Annotated in this window: 14 protein-coding genes; all 14 read right to left on the bottom strand. The window is 58.7% G+C overall.

Annotation, left to right across the window (positions count from 1 at the left end; genetic code table 11):
* Positions 1-9: 9 nt before the first annotated feature.
* Entirely contained in the window at positions 10-291 is a 282-nt protein-coding gene (locus JNN07_07270; protein ID MBL9167527.1) for an acyl carrier protein, read from the bottom strand.
* A 51-nt stretch (positions 292-342) separates the two neighbouring features.
* Positions 343-3,573, bottom strand: a complete 3,231-nt coding sequence (locus tag JNN07_07275; protein ID MBL9167528.1) for a tetratricopeptide repeat protein — start codon at positions 3,571-3,573, stop codon at positions 343-345.
* Positions 3,574-3,628: 55 nt separating this feature from the next.
* Entirely contained in the window at positions 3,629-5,005 is a 1,377-nt protein-coding gene (prsR, locus tag JNN07_07280; protein MBL9167529.1) for a PEP-CTERM-box response regulator transcription factor, read from the bottom strand.
* Positions 5,002-7,104 carry a PEP-CTERM system histidine kinase PrsK gene (gene prsK / locus JNN07_07285; protein MBL9167530.1) on the bottom strand — a complete coding sequence of 701 codons (2,103 nt, stop codon included), beginning with the start codon at positions 7,102-7,104 and terminating at the stop codon, positions 5,002-5,004. Before prsK ends, prsR begins: the two co-directional genes overlap by 4 nt.
* Positions 7,105-7,123: 19 nt before the next feature.
* On the bottom strand, positions 7,124-8,098 hold the full coding sequence (locus JNN07_07290) for an archaeosortase/exosortase family protein (protein ID MBL9167531.1): 975 nt from the start codon (positions 8,096-8,098) through the stop codon (positions 7,124-7,126).
* A complete protein-coding gene (locus JNN07_07295) occupies positions 8,095-8,970 on the bottom strand; it encodes a hypothetical protein (protein MBL9167532.1) in 876 nt (291 codons plus the stop codon). Before JNN07_07295 ends, JNN07_07290 begins: the two co-directional genes overlap by 4 nt.
* A gap of 65 nt (positions 8,971-9,035) precedes the next feature.
* The gene (rfbB, locus tag JNN07_07300) at positions 9,036-10,061 is read right to left on the bottom strand and encodes a dTDP-glucose 4,6-dehydratase (GenBank protein MBL9167533.1); all 1,026 of its coding nucleotides are present in this window, start codon (positions 10,059-10,061) and stop codon (positions 9,036-9,038) included.
* A gap of 76 nt (positions 10,062-10,137) precedes the next feature.
* Positions 10,138-11,094 (bottom strand): sugar nucleotide-binding protein, encoded by a 957-nt coding sequence (locus JNN07_07305; GenBank protein ID MBL9167534.1) that lies wholly within the window; start codon positions 11,092-11,094, stop codon positions 10,138-10,140.
* 58 nt (positions 11,095-11,152) lie between these two features.
* Complete coding sequence (gene rfbA, locus JNN07_07310) at positions 11,153-12,028, bottom strand: glucose-1-phosphate thymidylyltransferase RfbA (protein MBL9167535.1); 876 nt, start codon at positions 12,026-12,028, stop codon at positions 11,153-11,155.
* A gap of 56 nt (positions 12,029-12,084) precedes the next feature.
* Positions 12,085-13,272, bottom strand: a complete 1,188-nt coding sequence (locus tag JNN07_07315; GenBank protein ID MBL9167536.1) for a polysaccharide pyruvyl transferase family protein — start codon at positions 13,270-13,272, stop codon at positions 12,085-12,087.
* A 66-nt stretch (positions 13,273-13,338) separates the two neighbouring features.
* Positions 13,339-14,868, bottom strand: a complete 1,530-nt coding sequence (locus JNN07_07320) for a lipopolysaccharide biosynthesis protein (protein MBL9167537.1) — start codon at positions 14,866-14,868, stop codon at positions 13,339-13,341.
* 79 nt (positions 14,869-14,947) lie between these two features.
* On the bottom strand, positions 14,948-15,958 hold the full coding sequence (locus JNN07_07325) for a glycosyltransferase family 2 protein (protein MBL9167538.1): 1,011 nt from the start codon (positions 15,956-15,958) through the stop codon (positions 14,948-14,950).
* A 53-nt stretch (positions 15,959-16,011) separates the two neighbouring features.
* Positions 16,012-16,611 (bottom strand): class I SAM-dependent methyltransferase, encoded by a 600-nt coding sequence (locus JNN07_07330; GenBank protein MBL9167539.1) that lies wholly within the window; start codon positions 16,609-16,611, stop codon positions 16,012-16,014.
* Between the two features lie 137 nt (positions 16,612-16,748).
* The gene (locus tag JNN07_07335) at positions 16,749-18,485 is read right to left on the bottom strand and encodes a hypothetical protein (GenBank protein MBL9167540.1); all 1,737 of its coding nucleotides are present in this window, start codon (positions 18,483-18,485) and stop codon (positions 16,749-16,751) included.
* Positions 18,486-18,489 lie beyond the last annotated feature (4 nt).

Consider the following 18,489-nt stretch of genomic DNA (forward strand, 5'->3'; position numbering starts at 1 on the left):
GTCCTCGAGTCACTTCGAGACCTTAGAGAAGATTAAATCGACCAGATTCTGTACGGTTTCAAACGAATCGTTGGGACCAGACAAACCTGGACTGCATTTCAGCCGGGACTCGAGCCCCTCCTCCAGCACACCGATAAAGTTCACAAATCCGAGGGAATCCAGGCCTCCGTGATCCCCCAGTAAAATGGTGTCGGGCGACTTGGCCATCTGTTTGTCATCGGGCAGCTGCTCGTTAAGCCCGTCCAGGGATTCGTAAATGACATCCAGGATCTGTTGCTTGGTGATATTCATGGTGGATTCTCGATCGTCGTTACTCAGGAAGATTCAGTCGAAGTTCTCGGCCTAGTTACCTTGCACATCAGCAATCTGCCGCTTGGCCTCCGCCGCATAGGGATCCTTCAAACCCAAGGCCAACGCCCGCTGAAAGGAGTCCTTCGCTCGAGCGGGTTGCCTCAGTTTCGCGTAGCTGAGCCCCATAAAGTAATGGGGCTCGTAGTCCTGCTGCCGTGACGCCAAGACCTCTTGGAAGTAGAGCAGCGCGCTGGCGTAGTCCTGCCTGCGGAAACTGAGCCGGCCCATCAACGAGGCGATTTCCAAATCTTTTGGCATGAGTTCGCGAAGCTTTCGGGCCATCTCAAACGCAGTCTGCTCCAAGGCCGGATCATCGGCATACAACAAGGCCAGAGGCTTGCGAACCGGAAAGAACTCCGGATAGATGGTCTGAACCCGCTCGAAGGTTTGCCGTGCCAGTCCGCGGTCACCCTTCGCCATTTGGGCTGCCCCTTGCACCATAAGTCCGGGCACATGGTTGGGAGCTGCTTTCAGGAGTTCGTTTGCTTTCACCGCCGCTTCGGCGACACCGGCGGGAGTGCCAGCGCGGTAGCCGGAAGTCATGGACACAAACCAGGTGGCGGAGTCGGACGTCGCGCGATCCGGATTCAACCGCAAGACTCGATCCATGGCGGAGGACGCCTCCGCCTCCCGACCCACGCTGTAGGCGGCCCACGCAAATTGATGGATGACATCGGCGCGGTTGGTCAGGGCCGCAGCAGCCTCCCGCAGCAGGTTGTAGGCAAGCACATGCTCGTTGTTTTGAAAGGCGATCTGCCCATAGATCGCGGCCAGACTGGGATCATCGGGGTTCTGCGCCTGGGCACGCTTGGCCAAGTCGAGAGCCTTCGCTTGGTCCTTGAGGGGACCAGCATACAACACCGCCAGGCGGCTCAAGGCCTGGATCGCCTTGGGGTTCGAATCAAGGACGGCCTGATAGGCTCGAGCGGCCTTCTCCGGATCTTTTTGAGCCTCGTAAAGCTCGGCCAAACCCATTCTGCAGAACGGGTCGTCCGGATGCTGCCGGGCAAGCTCCAACAGACCTTCCTCGGTCAGTCGGCTGCCCGCTCGGTTCAGCAGGTCCAGCCGCTGCCGGATCTCGTCCCGCCCTTTGAAGGGGGTTGGAGACTTGAGAGCGGCCTCAAAAGCCGAGCGTGCCGGCCCTTCTTGGGTCAGCATGTAGTAGGTCATTCCGAGGTGAAATAGGATTTCGCCGTTCTGACGGAACCGCGCAGCGCTTTCCCGAAGCAACGGCAAGGCCTCGGAGTACTTCCTCTGCTGAAACAGAATCCAACCCAAGGTGTCCGCGATGCTGGGATCCTCCGGGACAAGCTGCCGAGCCTTCTGAGCCAGCTCGTAAGCCTTTTCCAGTTGGCCCGCTTCTTCGGAGTAGAGCACCGCCAGGTTATTCAGGGCGGGCACGAAGCCTGGATTGACCGCCAGCAGGCGCTCATAGGTAGCCTGGGCGCTCTTCCAGTCCTGCTTCTCCTGCTGCAGCATGCCCAGCAGCATCAATGCGCGGTCCTCCTTGGGGTTCTTGGCGATGAGCTGCTCCAGCTGAATGATGGCCTTGTCCTGCTGCTTGGATTGGGTGAACACGTTGGCCAGGAGGTAATAGGAGGCGGTCAAGTTCGCATCCGCAGCGATCGCAGCTCTCAGAGCCGTCTCCGCCTTGGCCCAGTCGCCCTGGGCGATGTGAATCCGTCCTTCCAACAATTGGCTGGGAGCGGATCTTCGGGCCTCCTCGCTCTGCTCGGCAACCCAGGCCGAGGCCTTGGCATATTGCTTCTCCGCCAGTTCGAGTTCAACCAACTGATAGAGCGATCCCAGGTGCTGCGGCGCGAGCTTGCGCACATGCTCAAACACTCCCCGGGCATCCGCGTTGCGATCCTGGACGCGAAGAGCTTGGCCGGCAGCCATCCATGCCTCCAGGCTGCCCGGATGGCGCTTGGTCACAGCGCCGTACACTTGCATGGCGTCGTCGTGACGTCCCATCACCATGTAGCACTCCGCCAGCAGGAGCTGCAAGGAGATGTCATCCGGACGCTTCTTGGCCAGAGGGAGGATGCCACTGGCTGCCTTGGTAACATCACCCATGCGCAGCTCCAGCTGCCCCCGCAAACGCACGGCCTCGACCGAATCAGGATTCAGCTTCACCGCCTGCTCGAGCAAGGGCACCACGAGGGGAATCTTCTTGTTGAGCAAGTGCGCCAACGCCAGCTGATACTTTACCTCGGCAGAGGGGACGAAGGTCCTATCCACTTTCTCAAACACTTCCACCGCTTTGGACAGCTCACCGCTGGCCAGCAGGATGTTGCCGCGCAGCACCTGGCTGTCGAAGTGGATCGGATCCAACCGCAGCACTTCCTCCACCAACCTCAAAGCGTCCGCGTGACGTCCTTCGGACAGCGCCACCTGAGCCATGAGTCGCTTCGCTGCTAGGAAGTCGGGGGCAGCGGCCAAATACTCGCCCAAAACCTTCAACCCCGCCTCGGAGTTGGTATTGTTCTGCAGCAAGAACTCGGCGTAGCGGATGCGCGCGCCGTGCCGGAGGGGCGACAGCTCGGCTGCTGAACGATACGCCGGCCCAGCCTGAGCCAGGTTCGTCTGGGAGAGAAGCAGGTTGGCCAGTGCTAAATGGGCAGCATACGATTTGGAATCGAGCGCGAGCGCTTTTCGGATCTCCGTCTCGGCAGCCGGCACGTTACGGGTGCGAAAGAGAAAGTTGGCCAAGGCGAGATGGTGGCTGAAACGCCAGCCGCCCTGCTGCTGCAGTCCGGCCAGCACGCGACGAGTATCGTTGATCTCCGCCTCGGTCTTGGAGGCATAGGCCAGCAGAAGGATCGCCTCATCGTTCGCAGGCTGATGTCCCAACACAAAGAGTGCCTCCTCGCGCGCCGGGATGGTCTCGCCCCGGGAAAGCAGGATGTGCCCCAGACGAACCCGATTTTCAACTTCCAAAGGGGCCAGCTCCCGGCTTCGTTGCAAAAACGAAAACGCCTGCTGGATGGCTCCTTGGTCGAAGAAAATCGCTCCCAGGTGCACCACAGCCACGGCGTTGGTCCGGTTGAGGCGGAGCACGTTAAGATACTCAATCTTAGCCTTCTCGAGATCTCCCTCCTGGTGATAGGTCGCCGCGCGGGCCAGATGACCCGCTACCTTGGATTGCTGGGAACAGCCAGCCCCGCCCAAAAGGGCCGCGACCAGCGCGAGACCAGTTCGCAAAATGGATAAGGTTCTCATGAATTGGAGTTACGGATTCGGAGACAACGCAAAAAATGACAATGACACATACGGATCAATTGGAAGGCCGCTTGATGCCCAGCTTTTCGATCAGCTCATAAAAGGTCGGGCGGCTGATTCCCAGATCCACCGCCGCCGGACTAATTTTCCCCTCGTGCCGGCGCAGGGCCTCCTCCACCATCTCACGCTCCAACTCTTCCCGCGCTTCCTTCAGTCCGCGTCTGCCGGAGGGAGCGCTTACCGGGCCACCATTGAGCTCGAGATCCGAAGGTTTCACCGTGGCTCCTTCCGCCATGATGACCGCGCGCTTGACGCGATTCTCCAACTCCCGAACGTTACCCGGCCAGGGATGCTGCTCCAGTGCGCGCAAGGCGGAGGGGCTGTACCTCAAATTCGGCCGATTACTCTCCCCGGCGAAGCGCCGCAGGAAACTTTGAGCCAGGACGAGCGTGTCCCCGCTCCGCTCCCGAAGTGGCGGGATACGAATCGACACCACCGCCACACGATAGTAAAGGTCCTCTCGGAACTTGCCTTCCTGCATCGCCTTTTTGAGATCCACGTTGGTGGCCGCCACGACGCGCGCATCCACCTCGATCTCACGTCGGCCCCCGACCCGCTCGATCCTCTGCTCCTGCAGGAACCGAAGCAGCTTGACTTGCAGGGCCAGCGGCAGCTCGCCAATTTCATCCAAAAACAAAGTCCCTCCCGATGCCAATTCGATCTTGCCAGGCCGCTGCATATGCGCGCCGGTGAACGCGCCCTTCTCATGCCCGAACAGCTCGCTTTCCAACAAGTTGTCGGGAATCGCACCACAATTAATGGCCACGAACGAACCTTCAAATCGCGTGCTCTTGCGATGAACGGCGCGGGCGGCGACCTCCTTTCCGGTCCCGCTCTCCCCCAGGAGCAACACCGGCACCTGGCTGCCAGCCACCTTCCGGATCGTCTCGAAAACGACCTGCATCTGGGGACTGCTGCCGATCATTCCTTCGAAGCCCTCCGTGTCCAGATGCTGTCGCATGCCCGTGATCTCTCGCTCCATGCGGGCCATCACTGACGCGCGCTTCAGCACCACCTTCAGCTCCTCAATCTCGGGCGGCTTCACCAGAAAATCATACGCGCCCTCGTTGACGGCCCGCAGTGCGTTTCCTCGCTCCGATTGGCCTGATAGGATGATGACCTTGACCTGGGGATCGCACGCGACCATTTCGGTCAGCGTGGCCATCCCTTCCTCCGGGCCGGCGGGCATTGGAGGAAGGCCGAGGTCGAGTAGCACGAGACGCGGGTGATGGGCCCGAAACGCCTCCAAGGCAGAGACCCGGTCCTCCGCGAGCACGACTTCATACGATGCCGTCAGCGCCCACTTGAGCTGGGTTCTGATGTCCTCATCGTCGTCCACAATGAGCAATACTGGCTTTTCCTGGTCGTTCATTTGGCAGGTAACCAAACCTGAAACTGGGTTCCGTGGCCGAGCACGCTGGCCACTTCGATGCGCCCTCGATGAGCGTCCACGATCGTCTTGCAATGAAACATCCCGATGCCCATTCCCTGTCGTTTGGTGGTTTGAAAGGGCCGGAAAAGGGAGTTCCGAATGAACTCCGGAGCCATGCCGCAGCCGGTATCCCTGACGGACAGCACCGACCATCCCTCCCGCAGCTCCGTCTCCACCCGCACCTCGCCCTTTTCTCCCAGAGCCTCCTTGGCATTCAAAACCAGGTTTACCACCACCTTCTGTATCTGGTCGGGATCCATCCAACACGTGAGCGCGCGCTGCAGCCGGCAGCGGAGCCACGGCTTTTCGATGGGCGCGATGCTTTGCAGGGCGGTCTCGACAGCTTCGTTGAGATCGGCATCCCGAAACTTCATGTCCATGTCCTGGCGAAGCGATGTCAAACGGTCGATGAGCTCCCTCACCCGCCCGACAGCCTTCGAGACAACGCGCAACGCATCGCTGCGAAACGCTGGATTGTCAAACTGGGTCGGAAGATTCTGCAGCATCAAGGAGAGCGAGGATGCGGTGTTTTTCAGGTCGTGAACGAAGAAGGCGGCCATCTGCTGGAAAGCGGCCAGTTCCTTGGCCCGGATGAGCTGGTCGCCGAGCCGGAGGTTCAATAGATTTCCGGCAGCCTGATCGCTGATGCACTTGAGCAGATCGAGATCCTCCACCGAGAACCGAACTCCTCCCACGCGATCCCCGACCACCATGAAGCCGAGCACGACATCATTGGCGATCAGCGGGACGCACAACTGGTCGCCGGCCACGTCAAACTGGCGGGGGTTCATGCGGCTCAGCGCGGTCGCCACATCGGCTGGCAGCTTGGCGAAATGCACAGGACCGTTGAACTCCCTCAACCGACGCGCCAGCGCTGAAACATCGGTTGAAGCCTGAACCAGGGCCCCGCCTTCCTCGTCACTCAAGGACGTGGAGGCTCCCAACCGAATGGATCCTTCCTGAACATCCAGGACCCAGAGATTCACGGACAGTGCTTCGACGGTAGAACAGATCAGACGGACCATCTCCCGCGACAGCGTGGTTTGATCCCGGCAGGAGGAGGTTCGGTCGGTGAAGGCCTGCCAAACCTTGCGATAGTCGTAAAACGGACGCTGAAAATGGCGACTGACCAACTGCTTGGTCAACAGCCTCAAGCGGTCGGAAAGGATAAAGGCAGCACAGGCCGAAAGCGCTCCCAGCACCAGGAAGGATTTAAGCGGGAGAGAGCCGTCTCCACCGAAGGCGTTGGCGATCTTCCCCAGAACTCCAACCACGAACAGGTAGACGCCGGCCAGAACGACCGTGATAGAACTGTAGAGAGTCGATTTGGAGGGATAGATGTCCATCCCCAGTCCATCCGTCCGGTGCACGGCTACCGACAGAAAACTGCAGGCAACCAGCAGGGCGCCCGTGTTCAGTGAGTGCCAGAGCGGATGGAGGGCGGAATAGAGAATGGCCTGGCTGGAGGTAAACAGCCTGACGGCAAGCAGGCCTCCAAACCCCATGACGCCATACTTCAGCTTCCATCGCATCGTGCCTACCGCGGTCCGAAAGGTGCGCTCCAAATTCATCAAGGCCAGGACGGCGGCCACCATCAGAAGCAGGTGGACCAACTTCAGCGGCCAACCAATCATGACAAAAGGTGACCCCTGAGAATTGCCGTGTGCCGGCTCCATGATCACAACGTCACGGAACCCGGCGATGGCCAAGAGCGGGAGCGCTGCGGCCAGACCCAGAGCCAAACGCCATCGCAACAGCCCCTCGCGCACGTTGCCACGCGCATAGGTCAGCGAATACAGCAGCCATAGAACCGGGGCAAACGACAGCAGCAGGCAGCGAATGCCCTGCAGTCGGAGCACATTGGACTGGTCGTGGCAAAGGAGCGCGGAATGGGCAATCAACCCCTCTGCGCCCAGCATCAACAAAGTTCCCACGAACCCAACCTTGGTCAGCGGATGACTGCGCTGCCGGGAAACCACCCAGCACAAGCCGAGGATCCAGCAAACCGCAACAACCGACATGACAAGCCCGGTGGTCATTTCAGCAGCGGATCAGGACCTACGCACGCCGGGCCTTGGCTGGTCCGCCCCCGCCCACCAAAGAGGTGACCTCCGCAACGCCGGCGGGGGCTGAGACTGCCTGCCTCCGCTCGCGCCGAATCAGGGACCAAAGCACCAGGCCTAGGGGAACCAGGCTCAGGGCGAAAAACAAGGGACCGCCTCGCTTGTGGATCACCGAGTGGATCATCTCGGGGCCGATCTCCACGCACAGCCAGGCAATCACCAGAATGCGAAAGGCGTTGCGCAGGATTCCCAGGAAGACAGTGAAAACCGCCAGCGACCAACGGTGATTGGGATTGCGCAGAAACAGATACGCCGCGATCAAGCTCGTCATGAACAGGACGAGCGAGGACCTGACCCCGCTGCACTCCTGCGCCACCTTAAGGGTGATACCTGGCAGGGTGAACGTCAGCTGGTCGCGCAGAAACGGAAGCCCGCTCAGGCTAAAGAGCCAGGAAGCCATCTCCGCGGACGCGTGCTGCAGGAAGATCTCGATCGCATCCATGGCAAAACTCGGGAGTGGAACCAGGAACAGGAGGAATCCCAGCGGGAACTGAATCTGGCGAATCGACTCAACGCTCAGATGCCAGCAGACCACGGCATAGAAGCCGCACAACAATGAGAGTGAACTCAACGAAAGCGCATCGCTTCCCGTCAGCGGAAAGCCTCTCAACCAGGAGGAAAGGTAGCCAAGCCCCCCCAGAACCGCCAAAGCAGACCAGCCCAACATCCAACCGGTCGCGCCTCGGTCATTGCGTGAGGGCTGCCATTGCCCATCCAAAGCACAGGTCCGAATGAGGTACCAGGACACAAACGGAACCAGCAGCACGTGGGAGTGAAATTCGCTGGTGAGAGCGAACTCGGCCCAGCGCACCAGCGGAATGCAGAACAGCAGGCCAAGCCCCAAGGTCCACTTGCCCACTCGCGCCAGCACCGCTGTCTGCTCCCCAGTTTGGGAAGGGAATATCTTCACGACTCTACCTTTCTCAGATCCATCGCCGAAGCAGGCTGGGACGTCCCCTCCCCCCAAACCGCAACCGCCCGCTTGGGAAAGAACAGCTTAAGAGCCATGCTCGCCAAAGGGTTGATGGTAAGATAGGAAGGCTTAACCACAATCTCTGCACCGCGCATGAGGTAGAATCGGTCTAAACTCGATCCTCCTTTATACCGTGTGGCTATCAATGTCGTAACCTCCTGACGCTCAGCGGCAAACTCGCGGACCTGATGGAGCATAAAGTCCGAAATGAAGCTCTTCTGGGCATCGGTGGTGGAGAAGAAGGTCATGTAACAAAGGGTGGAGCCGAAAAGATAGCTAACGCTGATCGCTACCAGTTTGGCTCCATCAAATGCGCCGAGAATGAGAAGCTTCTGGCAATCAAACAGTCGATTGCTCCACGCCGCGTAAGTGGGTTCCTGGGTGCGGCTGGTGTAGTAGTCGTAATCCGTGCGGGCGTAAAAATCCAGGTAGACGGGATAGCCCAGACGCGACAATTCCTCGCGATCCACCATCTCGCGCACCGTGAACCGCCTCATGGCTATCTTGAGCTGCCGGCGACGATTGTAATCCAGCGAATCCAAACCGTAGTCACGAAGCCCGGAGAAAGCTAAGAATCGAAGTGAGGAATTGGACGGCTCATGGGCCGGCACGACGTGCTGCCATCCGCCCAGCACGGCGGCTGCGGGCCCACGGAGCGAAGCATGCGGATACTCAGCCCATGGGATAAGCGGCTGGTAAAAGAAAGGTCGGACCACCTTCCAGTAGATGCCACTGCGACGAATCATGCGTCCGCCGTTGGCTGCCTCCAACGCAGCGAACTCATCAAAGGTGATCGGCTGAAGAGCCATAGAGAAGAAACCGCCAGCAGGGAAAACCGACCGGCGGCTACTGCCATCCTTGGTGTCCGCAGAAGCTATTTGCGATCCGCGGCCTTACGGGCAATGCTCGCCACCCATTCTTGGTTCTTGAGATACCAGGCGACCGTCTCCCGAATCCCGGTCTCAAAGGTGTACGATGGAGACCACCCAAGCTCCTTGGCCAGTTTCGAGGCATCTATGGCGTAGCGTCGATCGTGGCCGGGACGATCCTTGACGAAGGTCATGAGTTTCCTGGAATGGCCACCCAACTCGGGTTTAAGCTCGTCGACGAGGTCGCAGATCAGCTCAACGATCCTGATGTTCGGCCACTCATTGTTCCCGCCAATGTTGTAGGTCTCGCCCAACCCGCCAGCCTGCAACACCCGCCACAAAGCCTCCGCGTGATCACGCACATACAGCCAATCCCGAACATTCATGCCATCGCCATAGATGGGGATCGCCTTGCGCGCCAGAATGTTTTGGATCACCACCGGGATGAGCTTCTCGGGATACTGGAACGGGCCGTAGTTGTTGGAACAATTCGTGATGACCGTAGGCATCCCGTAGGTGTGATGATAGGCCCGGACCAACATGTCGCTCGAAGCCTTGCTGGCCGAGTAAGGAGAATTGGGAGCGTAAGGCGTGGTCTCGGTAAACAACCCGGTGGCCCCCAGGCTGCCATACACCTCATCCGTGGAGACATGATGAAACTTGAACGGCCCTGGCTTGCCAGCCCAGGACGCTCGACAAGCCTCAAGCAGATGAAATGTTCCCACAATGTTGGTGTGGATGAAATCCCCGGGCCCGGTGATGGATCGGTCGACGTGGGATTCTGCGGCCAAGTGCATGACGTGAGTGATCGCGTGACGATGAACCACCTGCATCACGGCATCCTTGTCCCGCAGATCCACCTTCTCAAACGAATACCTCGGAGAGCCTTCCGCCCCCCTCAGATTATCAAGGTTGCCGGCATAAGTGAGGCAGTCCAAGTTCACGATTCGCTGGATCTCCGCTCGTCCGATCAAAAGATGAATCAAGTTCGATCCGATAAATCCCGCTCCGCCTGTGATCAGCAAATTCATGTGTGTGTAGGTCGTCCGTTCCAGAATAGCCTTAGAAACCCGAATGCTTAAAACGCTTTGCCTTTCCGCCCCTGGATCACCCCAACTTCTCGGGTGTCCAGCGGGCGATAGAATCGTCCAGTGCCTCCAACACGGATCTTATCTTCACTCCGGCCGCCACGAGCTTGCTCGTGTCGAGAATGCAATTGGATCGGGGCGTCTTGGCGGCGGTCGCATAAAACTCTTCATCGCTCGCCCAAAACGAGAACTCCCGCTTGAGCTTCAGCCCGGCCTTCAGCCGATCCAGCACTTGGGCGGTGGTGATGGCCCCTGGGTTGGTCACGTTGTAGGTTCCGAAGGGGGCCCGGAGAGCCCATAGGTCCAGGCAGGCCTTCACATAGTCCTCCCGATGCGAGATCGAGTTGATGTTGTCGTACACCTTGGAGTACCTCTGGATCTTGGAGAGGTAGTTCCGCGGACTATCCCACTCATCGAAAGGAATTCTCAAACGCCAGATATAGCTGCTGCCCACGCCGGCTATCGCCTCCTCCCCCAGGGCTTTGGTCCCGCTGTAGAAACTGCAGGGGGGCTGACGGAAGGAAAAGTTGGGGGCATCGTCTTCTGCAAACCCGCTGAACGCGCCGGGGTTCTTTAGGAACAGCGCCCGCAGGGACGGCGCTGTCAGGTCCTTCTCGACGACCCAAGCGCCATCCAATTTCACTTTGGCTCCGGCGTAGATGCATCCCGAGGAGACGTGACCCCATGGCACCCCCGCGGCGCAGCAAGCATGGGCAATGGTGGCCGGCAGGAGGGTGTTTCCCTGGAGGGTGTCGGCTCTGGCCGTCTCACAGGCATCCACGTTGGGCTTGCCCGTATAGCCGGCCGCGTTGATGACAAATTCCGGCTTTTCCGCTCGGAGCAACTCGAGCAGCTTCGAGAAGTCAGAATAGTCCTTTTGCGACCGGGCGAGGTTCAAAAAGTCCCAGCGACGCCTCTCCAACTCCTTGGCGAAGGCCTGTCCGATGTAACCGCTGCCACCTAACAGAATGATCATAGCTCGATAAACTCGTAAACCGTTGTGGATCCCCGGCGAACCCACCCTCGAATCGTCATCAACCTTTCCTTCTCCGCTCCGCGAGGAGATTCACCAAATACTCCCGATACTCGCACTTGGGCACCTTGGCCGTCCAAGCCTCCAACTGATCGACACTTAGGAAACCCTGCTGGAGCGCCGCTTCCTCCGGGCATCCGATCTTTACTCCAGTCCGCTTCTCGATCGTTTGCACATAGGCGGAGGCCTCGTGCAAGCTACTGCTGGTCCCGGCATCCAGCCAGGCGAAGCCCCGGTTCAACCGGGCGACTCGGAGCGTGCCCCGCCGCAGATACTCCATGTTGACATCCGTAATCTCCAACTCTCCCCGCGGGGAGGGCTTCAAAGCCTTCGTGATGGCAACCACGTCGTTGTCGAACAGGTAAAGACCAGGCACCGCATAATGACTCTTCGGCTTTTGGGGCTTTTCCTCAATCGACAAAGCTTTGCCGTGCGCATCGAATTCCACGACGCCATATCGTTCCGGGTCCAACACCTGATATCCGAAAATCTGCGCGCCGCTCCGAAATTCAGAGAACGCCTTGTGAAAAACGTCGCCCCCATAGAAGATATTGTCGCCCAAGATCAGCGACACGGGGTCTCGGCCGATAAAACTCTCAGCGATCAAGAACGCCTGGGCGATGCCAGCCGGCTTGGCCTGCTCACGATAATCGATGGTCACGCCCCACTGGCTGCCATCTCCGCACAGCTGGCGAAAGCGAGGAAGATCATGCGGGGTGGAGATCAGGCAGAACTCCCGCACACCGCACTCGATGAGGGTCGTCAGCGGGTAGAACACCATTGGTTTGTCATAGACAGGCTGAAGCTGCTTGCTGGCCACCAACGTCAGCGGATACAGCCGTGAGCCCGCACCCCCTGCAAGAATGATTCCCTTCATAATATAAGTCGCTTGAGTCTTCGATCGAGATTTGTAGGCCGTTTTTCCCCGGAAGCTCAAGGCCGCACTACCGCCGCTGGCTGCCTCAGCCCGCCCTTGAGCAGTTCCCGGATTCTGAGGAAGGACTGACGAACCCGCTGCTTCTGGTTTTCCAGACTTCGCGCCAAACTCTCCCGCTCCACCCGCAGGGCCGCCTCCCCGGCGTCGCAGATGCCGCTGAAAGCGGTGGCCTGCTGAAGCGCGGGCGGAGCCCAGGTCCGTAGATAGCTGGGGATCTTGAGAATGCTAGGATCCAGGCCAAGATAGGGCACTTTAAAACTCATGGCCGTGATCACCCCATGCAGACTTGTGCCCAAGTACAAATCCGAATTGGCGATGGTCATCATGACCGCTTCAATGCTCTGCGGCTTCACAAAAGTGCTCCTGGCCTTTAGCTCCTTGTTCAGCACCTGCAAGGGTACCTGGTCATCGTGTCCAGGGCAGTTCCCGATGGAAAGCAGCACAATGTGACGCCCGGTCCGTTCCGCCAGGCGGTCGAGCTGGTCGCGGACCACCGGCAGATGCTCCTCCCAGTGGTGACCGCGCATTTGGTAGCAGATGTATCCGGTTCCCGAGGGCGATGGGCGCTTCGGATAATAATCCGACATCAGGATCGCGCTGTCCGGAGTCAACACCACTTTCTCACAGCCCAGCCCTTCCTTGATGCTCCGGGTTGTGTCCTCCTCGCGCGCACTGATGTAGCAAGCCCGATCAAACACCTTTTTGACATTGTCCCGATGCTCGCTCTCGTGAGTGTCACACCCTCCGACGGCATGAAAAAAGAAATCCACTTCCTCCAACAGCGAGTCCCTCGATGGAACAAAGGGCACTGGCTCCGAATGCCCCAAGACGCTTCTCACCACTCGCTCAAACCCGCGTCGAGTGGTTCGCCGAACGGCAAACAGATCGTAGATCCTCCGAAATGCCGGACTCACATAGCTGTACAAGGTGGCCCAATCGCTGCCGAGAACCTCGCCTCCCGCCACCAGGATGGCATCGCGTGGCTCGAGGTTGCCTCGACGCTGATAAAGAGAGCCATAGGGCACGGTGGGAAGCGCGCCCAACTCGACCAGATTGGTGCGAACGATGGCGGTGTTCACCACTTCAAACTCCTGCTCGAGCTGCTTGTGGGCGATGATGGGGAACAGGAGGTCGCCGTAATTGAAGCGATCAGACGCCGACAGGACAAAAACTCTTCGTGTCATAAATAGATACTGGACGCGGCGGGCATCGAACCGGGCTCGGGTTGGCCTGGTTCGCAGCCTGCCACCTCAGGAAAATCGACAAGCCAGCTGATGATATAACTTCAAAAATGCGCCCTTGCCCTCACGAAAACCTTCCAGCCGAAAGGCCGCGGTCAGGGCCGCATACAGCAGGAGGGCGGCCCCCGACTCCAGAATCAGCCGGGCCCAGGTGTTGGGCCAGGTGATCAGGGTCATCCCATAGTAGACCAAAGCCGTGCTGACCACCGCAACCAGGAGCAACGGAACCACCGAACGAAGGATCTCAGACATACGGATACCCATGGCCTTGGAGGCGAACAGGAGGTTGATCAGATAGGCGATCACGCCCGCGACCGCCAAACCGATGAGATAGCTGCGAATATCCATGACGAACAGCATGGCCAGGTTCACCGTAAACACCGCCTTCTTCACCACCTCCGCCTTAAGGAACCCGGTCGAGTTCCCCGTCGCTTGAATCACCGCCCCGAGGGGGGCGCTCAACGGATAGACAAATGTTCCCATGAGCAGCAGCCGCAGATAGTCCACACACGGCAGCCACTTGGCCGAGAACAGGACCTTGACCACTTCCTCCGCGCTGACAAACGCGACTCCAGACACGGCAAAGATCAACCAGGCCAGGGGCAAATAGACTTTCCGGAACGAGTGCGCCAAGAGCGCCTGATTGCTCTGAATGGTGCTGAAGGCCGGGAATAGCACCCGGGCCAAACTCCCCGCTCCGTACTCCGAGATCAAATTCTCGAGCAGTTTGGCGCGCTGGAAGAAACCCAACTCGCCGGTCGAGAACGCTTTCCCGATGATGAATACATCCAGACGGCGATAGAGGGTGTCAATCACACCCGAAGCAAACATCTTGGAGCCGAAATCCCACAGCTCGTGAAGGGCCTGAAACGAAAAATCTCGGGAAACTTTCCACTGGCACGCCGGAAGGATCGCGAGGGTAAACACCAGTGTCTGCAAAATCATCTGCCACACCAAGGCCCACACCCCATACCCGTGATTAGCCATCAGGACGGCGACGGTTCCGGAAACGATGGCTGAAAGAATCCTCGCCTTGCTGATGGGCTCAAACTGGAGATGCTTCGTGAGGTAGGCCGTCTGAATGGATGAGAGAGCATTCAGAATAAACAGGAGGCCGGTGGCCACGATCACACCCTGAAGCTCCGGCGCGGCATAGAGCCGGGCGAGCCACCCTGAGCAGGCGCACACGATGAGACACAGGCCGAAGGAAAGAACTAGGGAGCAATAAAAGGCAGAGTTGTAATGCAGTGGGGTCACCTTCTCGCTTTGGATCAGGGCGCTATACATGCCCGCCTCCGAGACCACGCCCGCGATCACCCCGATGGCACCCGCAATGGCCAGCAATCCAAAATGCTCCGGTGAGAGCAGCCTGGCCAAAATCGTGGTCACCAGCAGGTTTACCAACTGACACCCAAACTTACCTATAAAATCCCACTTGAGCGCGCGGAAGCTGCTGCGCTTCAGATCCGCCAACTTCTCCCGATCGGCCGCCAACGGGTCGGCAGCCGGATCTACGTCCGCGTGGTTCAGATTGGCCATGAAAGGGTGGGCAGATAGAACAGATACTGATCCTTCGCACCGAACGGAGACAGATCCATGGGACACCTTTGATGCTGTCTCACGCGACCTTCTCAATGCCGCGCGGACGCTGGACGCTGGCTTCCTGCCGATAAGCGGCAGTGAGTTCCATCTCCCGGCGACGGAGCGTTCGTATTCGCGAGGTCTTGGCCAGCACTCGAAGGTCGCTGCCCAGGGCGGAGAACAGCAAGCCGACCCGCAGGCTGGAGACCAGCTTGAAGTAATCCAAAAAGTTGAAACGCTGGACGCGGATCCAGTTCTGGAGGAAGGAACGCTCGGAACTCTTCAACAGGAAGACCTGACGCGACTCCCGCTCCTGCACATCGATACTCTCGTCGCGATCCTGGTTGGTATGGGAATGGGCATGCCCAACCGCCGCATCGCTGACCAAAGCCAACCCGAGCCCGGCGGCGATGTAGCGACGGCAGAGATCATCATCCTCGCAATACATGAAGTAGATTTCATCGAACAAGCCCAACCGCTCCACCACATCGGCTCTGACCACAAAGCTGGAGCCCATGACTTTCGGAACCGCATAGGTTGTCCTTAAATTGCCCTCGATGGCATCCTTCACCAAGGAGGGACACTCCGACAGGTAGTGTTTGACATAAAAGCCCTCCATTTCGCGGAAGTCGTGCGAGAAGTTCAGCGGGGCGGTGATGGCGAGGCGGGGATCGGCGTAAAGGCTTCGCACCAGGCGCGTCAGGCATTGATCTCCCACCACCAGATCCTGATTCAAAATGGCCACCATGACCGCTCCGTCGCTGATGGCGGTGCGGGCTCCCAAATTGCACGCTTTTCCAAAGCCCAGCCGGGGCGGAGCCTCCAGAACATGAACCTCAGGAAACTCAACCGCCAGAGAAGCCAACTCCCCTCGGCGAACGCTGTTTTCCACGATATAGATCCGACTGGCCCGGATGCCGTTGGCCAGGATGGACCTCAGGCAGGACTGAATGAAATCCTTACCATGGTAGTAGGGGATCACAACCGCCACGCGGCTGAGATCAACCGGCCCTGTCGGCAAGCAGGAAGTATGGAACTGACCGGACATAATCAAACGATCAAACGAGACGATTAGGCTCCCTCGGTGGTGGCTAACAGTGGTTAGGGCTGACGTGCGTCATTTCGCGGACGCACCTTCAAAAGTTCCCAGGCAGTCGGGGAGGCGAGCCGACGAATCTCCACCCCGTCAAGCATCTCATACCCAGCCTCCCGTACGAAACGTCGAACCTTCCGTAGACACTTATTGTTGAAGGCCAACGGATTATTCTTCTTGTGCATCGAGATCACGAAAAAGCCGTTCGGGGACAAAGACTTCTCAAACTGTCGAAGCGGCGACACAGGGTCGTGCATATAATACAAAACCTCGTTGAAGAGAATCACATCCCACTTCCGCGATGGCTTGAACTCCTCAATTGGGCTGCACACATAACTGTCCTGCTCCCGCTTGGGTTGGATGGCATTGAGCGCCGACTCGGCAATATCGAGCCCGGTAAAATGGTTGATTCGCTCCAAATCCAAGTGTTGCAGCATCACGCCGTGGCCACACCCAACGTCCAGGAGGCTCAAGGAGGGGCCAAAAGAATGGATCCAGCCGGCAACGACCTTGTAACGAGCGAAGTCAGGGCTACTTGCCAGGTTCTCCCACTTGCCAGCCTGATACTCATTCTCCCAGGCGGCGCGATCTTGTTTGACGAGCGACATGTCAGCGAAAAGGAAGCAGTTGTCGGGCCGAAGCAACGACCCCTCAGGTCCGACAACCATGAAAGTAGTCGAAAAAAACCGCAAGCGGATACGGATCGAAACTCAGTGGGTCCTGGCGGACATCGTCAGACCCGTCGCTAGGGCGAGGTCACCTGGCGAAGGCGTTGGGGAGCCTCGCTATCAGGGCTGTTAAAGAACCTCCGCTGCGCCGGTATCAATGCCACCATCGGCTGCAGATCCGGTCCGAGAGCAGGCCAACGGAGATCCGACGGCCACCAAGCGGGCTTGGCAGCATGATACAAGGAAGCGGGCAGGACCCGATCGGTGATCTTGCTGTCCCAATTGGTCTTTTTAGTCGCGTAATCAAAATTGCCGTGGCGAAGCAAGGTGCCAGCCACCCCCAGGTCCAGGGCCATGATGTCTTTTGAGGGCGGGTTCGTACCCGTATATCCATTGTTGGCCATGCCGGGATAACCGAGCCGATATATCGTCGGGACGCGATAGCTGTAGTTATTGGTAAAAGTCTCATAGGCTCCAGTCCAATTGGGGAGGCCTAAGACATTGCCCACGATATTGAAATTCCGAGACCAGCGGCAAAGATCCACCGCCTTTTGATTGAGGGTCAAGGTGGGGTGCGACCCGCTGAAAAAATTGCGAAAGGCGGTGATCTCACTGGCCGACCCGAAGTACCCGTCGGACTGCAGCATCGAGCCCACATTGCCCTCGTAGAGATTCATGACGTTGTGGGGCCCGTGATTGCAGTTAAAGTCGCCGCCGATGAGCACCGACCCGCTTTGAGGATTGTGGCTGTAATTGTAGGCCACAACGCAGCCCGACGAACTGCCGGAAAGCATGGTCGAGGGAAAGGCGCTCTCGATGATGTTGTCCTCGATCAGGAAGCCGGTGTTGTGGGTGTAAAGCTCGATTCCGGCGCCGGAGTTGGCTCCGTAGCTGAAGGCCTCATGAACATAACACTCGCGCACCTCGTTCAGCACGGTATAGAAGCCAAACACATGCGCAGCACTGGCCTTGTGGGTCTCGACTCCCTTGAGCCAGCAGCCATAGGTTTGCTGCAGCGAGATAAGATAGGCGGACACGTTCGAAGCGGCGCTGATGGTAAGATCCTCAATGCCGGAAGCGTGGGTCAGAAAAAGATCGTGATGCTTGAACGTGGGCTTGTTCGTAAAGTCGTAAACAAGCGGGGGCCAAATCGTCAACTTGGTCCCTTCAATCTTGACCACCTTGGCCATCTGCCGAGTCATGTTGATGGTGGATCCCGTGTGTTTGACGGTAGGCAGGTTGGTTTGCCAGATCTTTAGCAGGGTTCGGTCCACCGTCAGCCCAGCCGCCGACGAAACCACGATGTTTGAACTTCCCTTGGTAAAGCCCGAGATAATCGCCCGCTCAGCTGCCGGGCTCTCACGGAAGGTGCCCATCGAGAAAAAGCCGCTGCAGTTGTTAACTGTGTCAGCGATGATGACCGTCTTCCCCATGCCCTCTCCCCGCAGCGTCACCCCGTCGCTCCGAATACTCAAACAGCTCTTGGCCAAATACCGCCCAGCCGGGAGGAAAACAACCTTGTTGGAAGGGCAGGCTCGCAGGGCCGCCTCGATCGCCGGAGCGTCGTTGGCAATACCATCCCCTTTGGCCACGATATTAGTACCAGGGATGGAGACCCTGACGTTGCAGAAAATACTGGTCCGGTTCGGGATTCCACCCGGGACGCCTACCATCCCTCGCGACCAGTTAATGCGCCGCCCGGTCGGTATGATCTCCCCTGACGCCGAGCCGGTCAAAAGCACCATCGCCAGCAGCCCTAAAACCGGCATCCATCCGAACAAGCGCCGCCTGCAGGACGAAACCTGCTCAGACACAGGA

It is taken from the genome of Verrucomicrobiales bacterium (genome assembly GCA_016793885.1).
GTDB lineage: Bacteria > Verrucomicrobiota > Verrucomicrobiia > Limisphaerales > UBA11320 > UBA11320.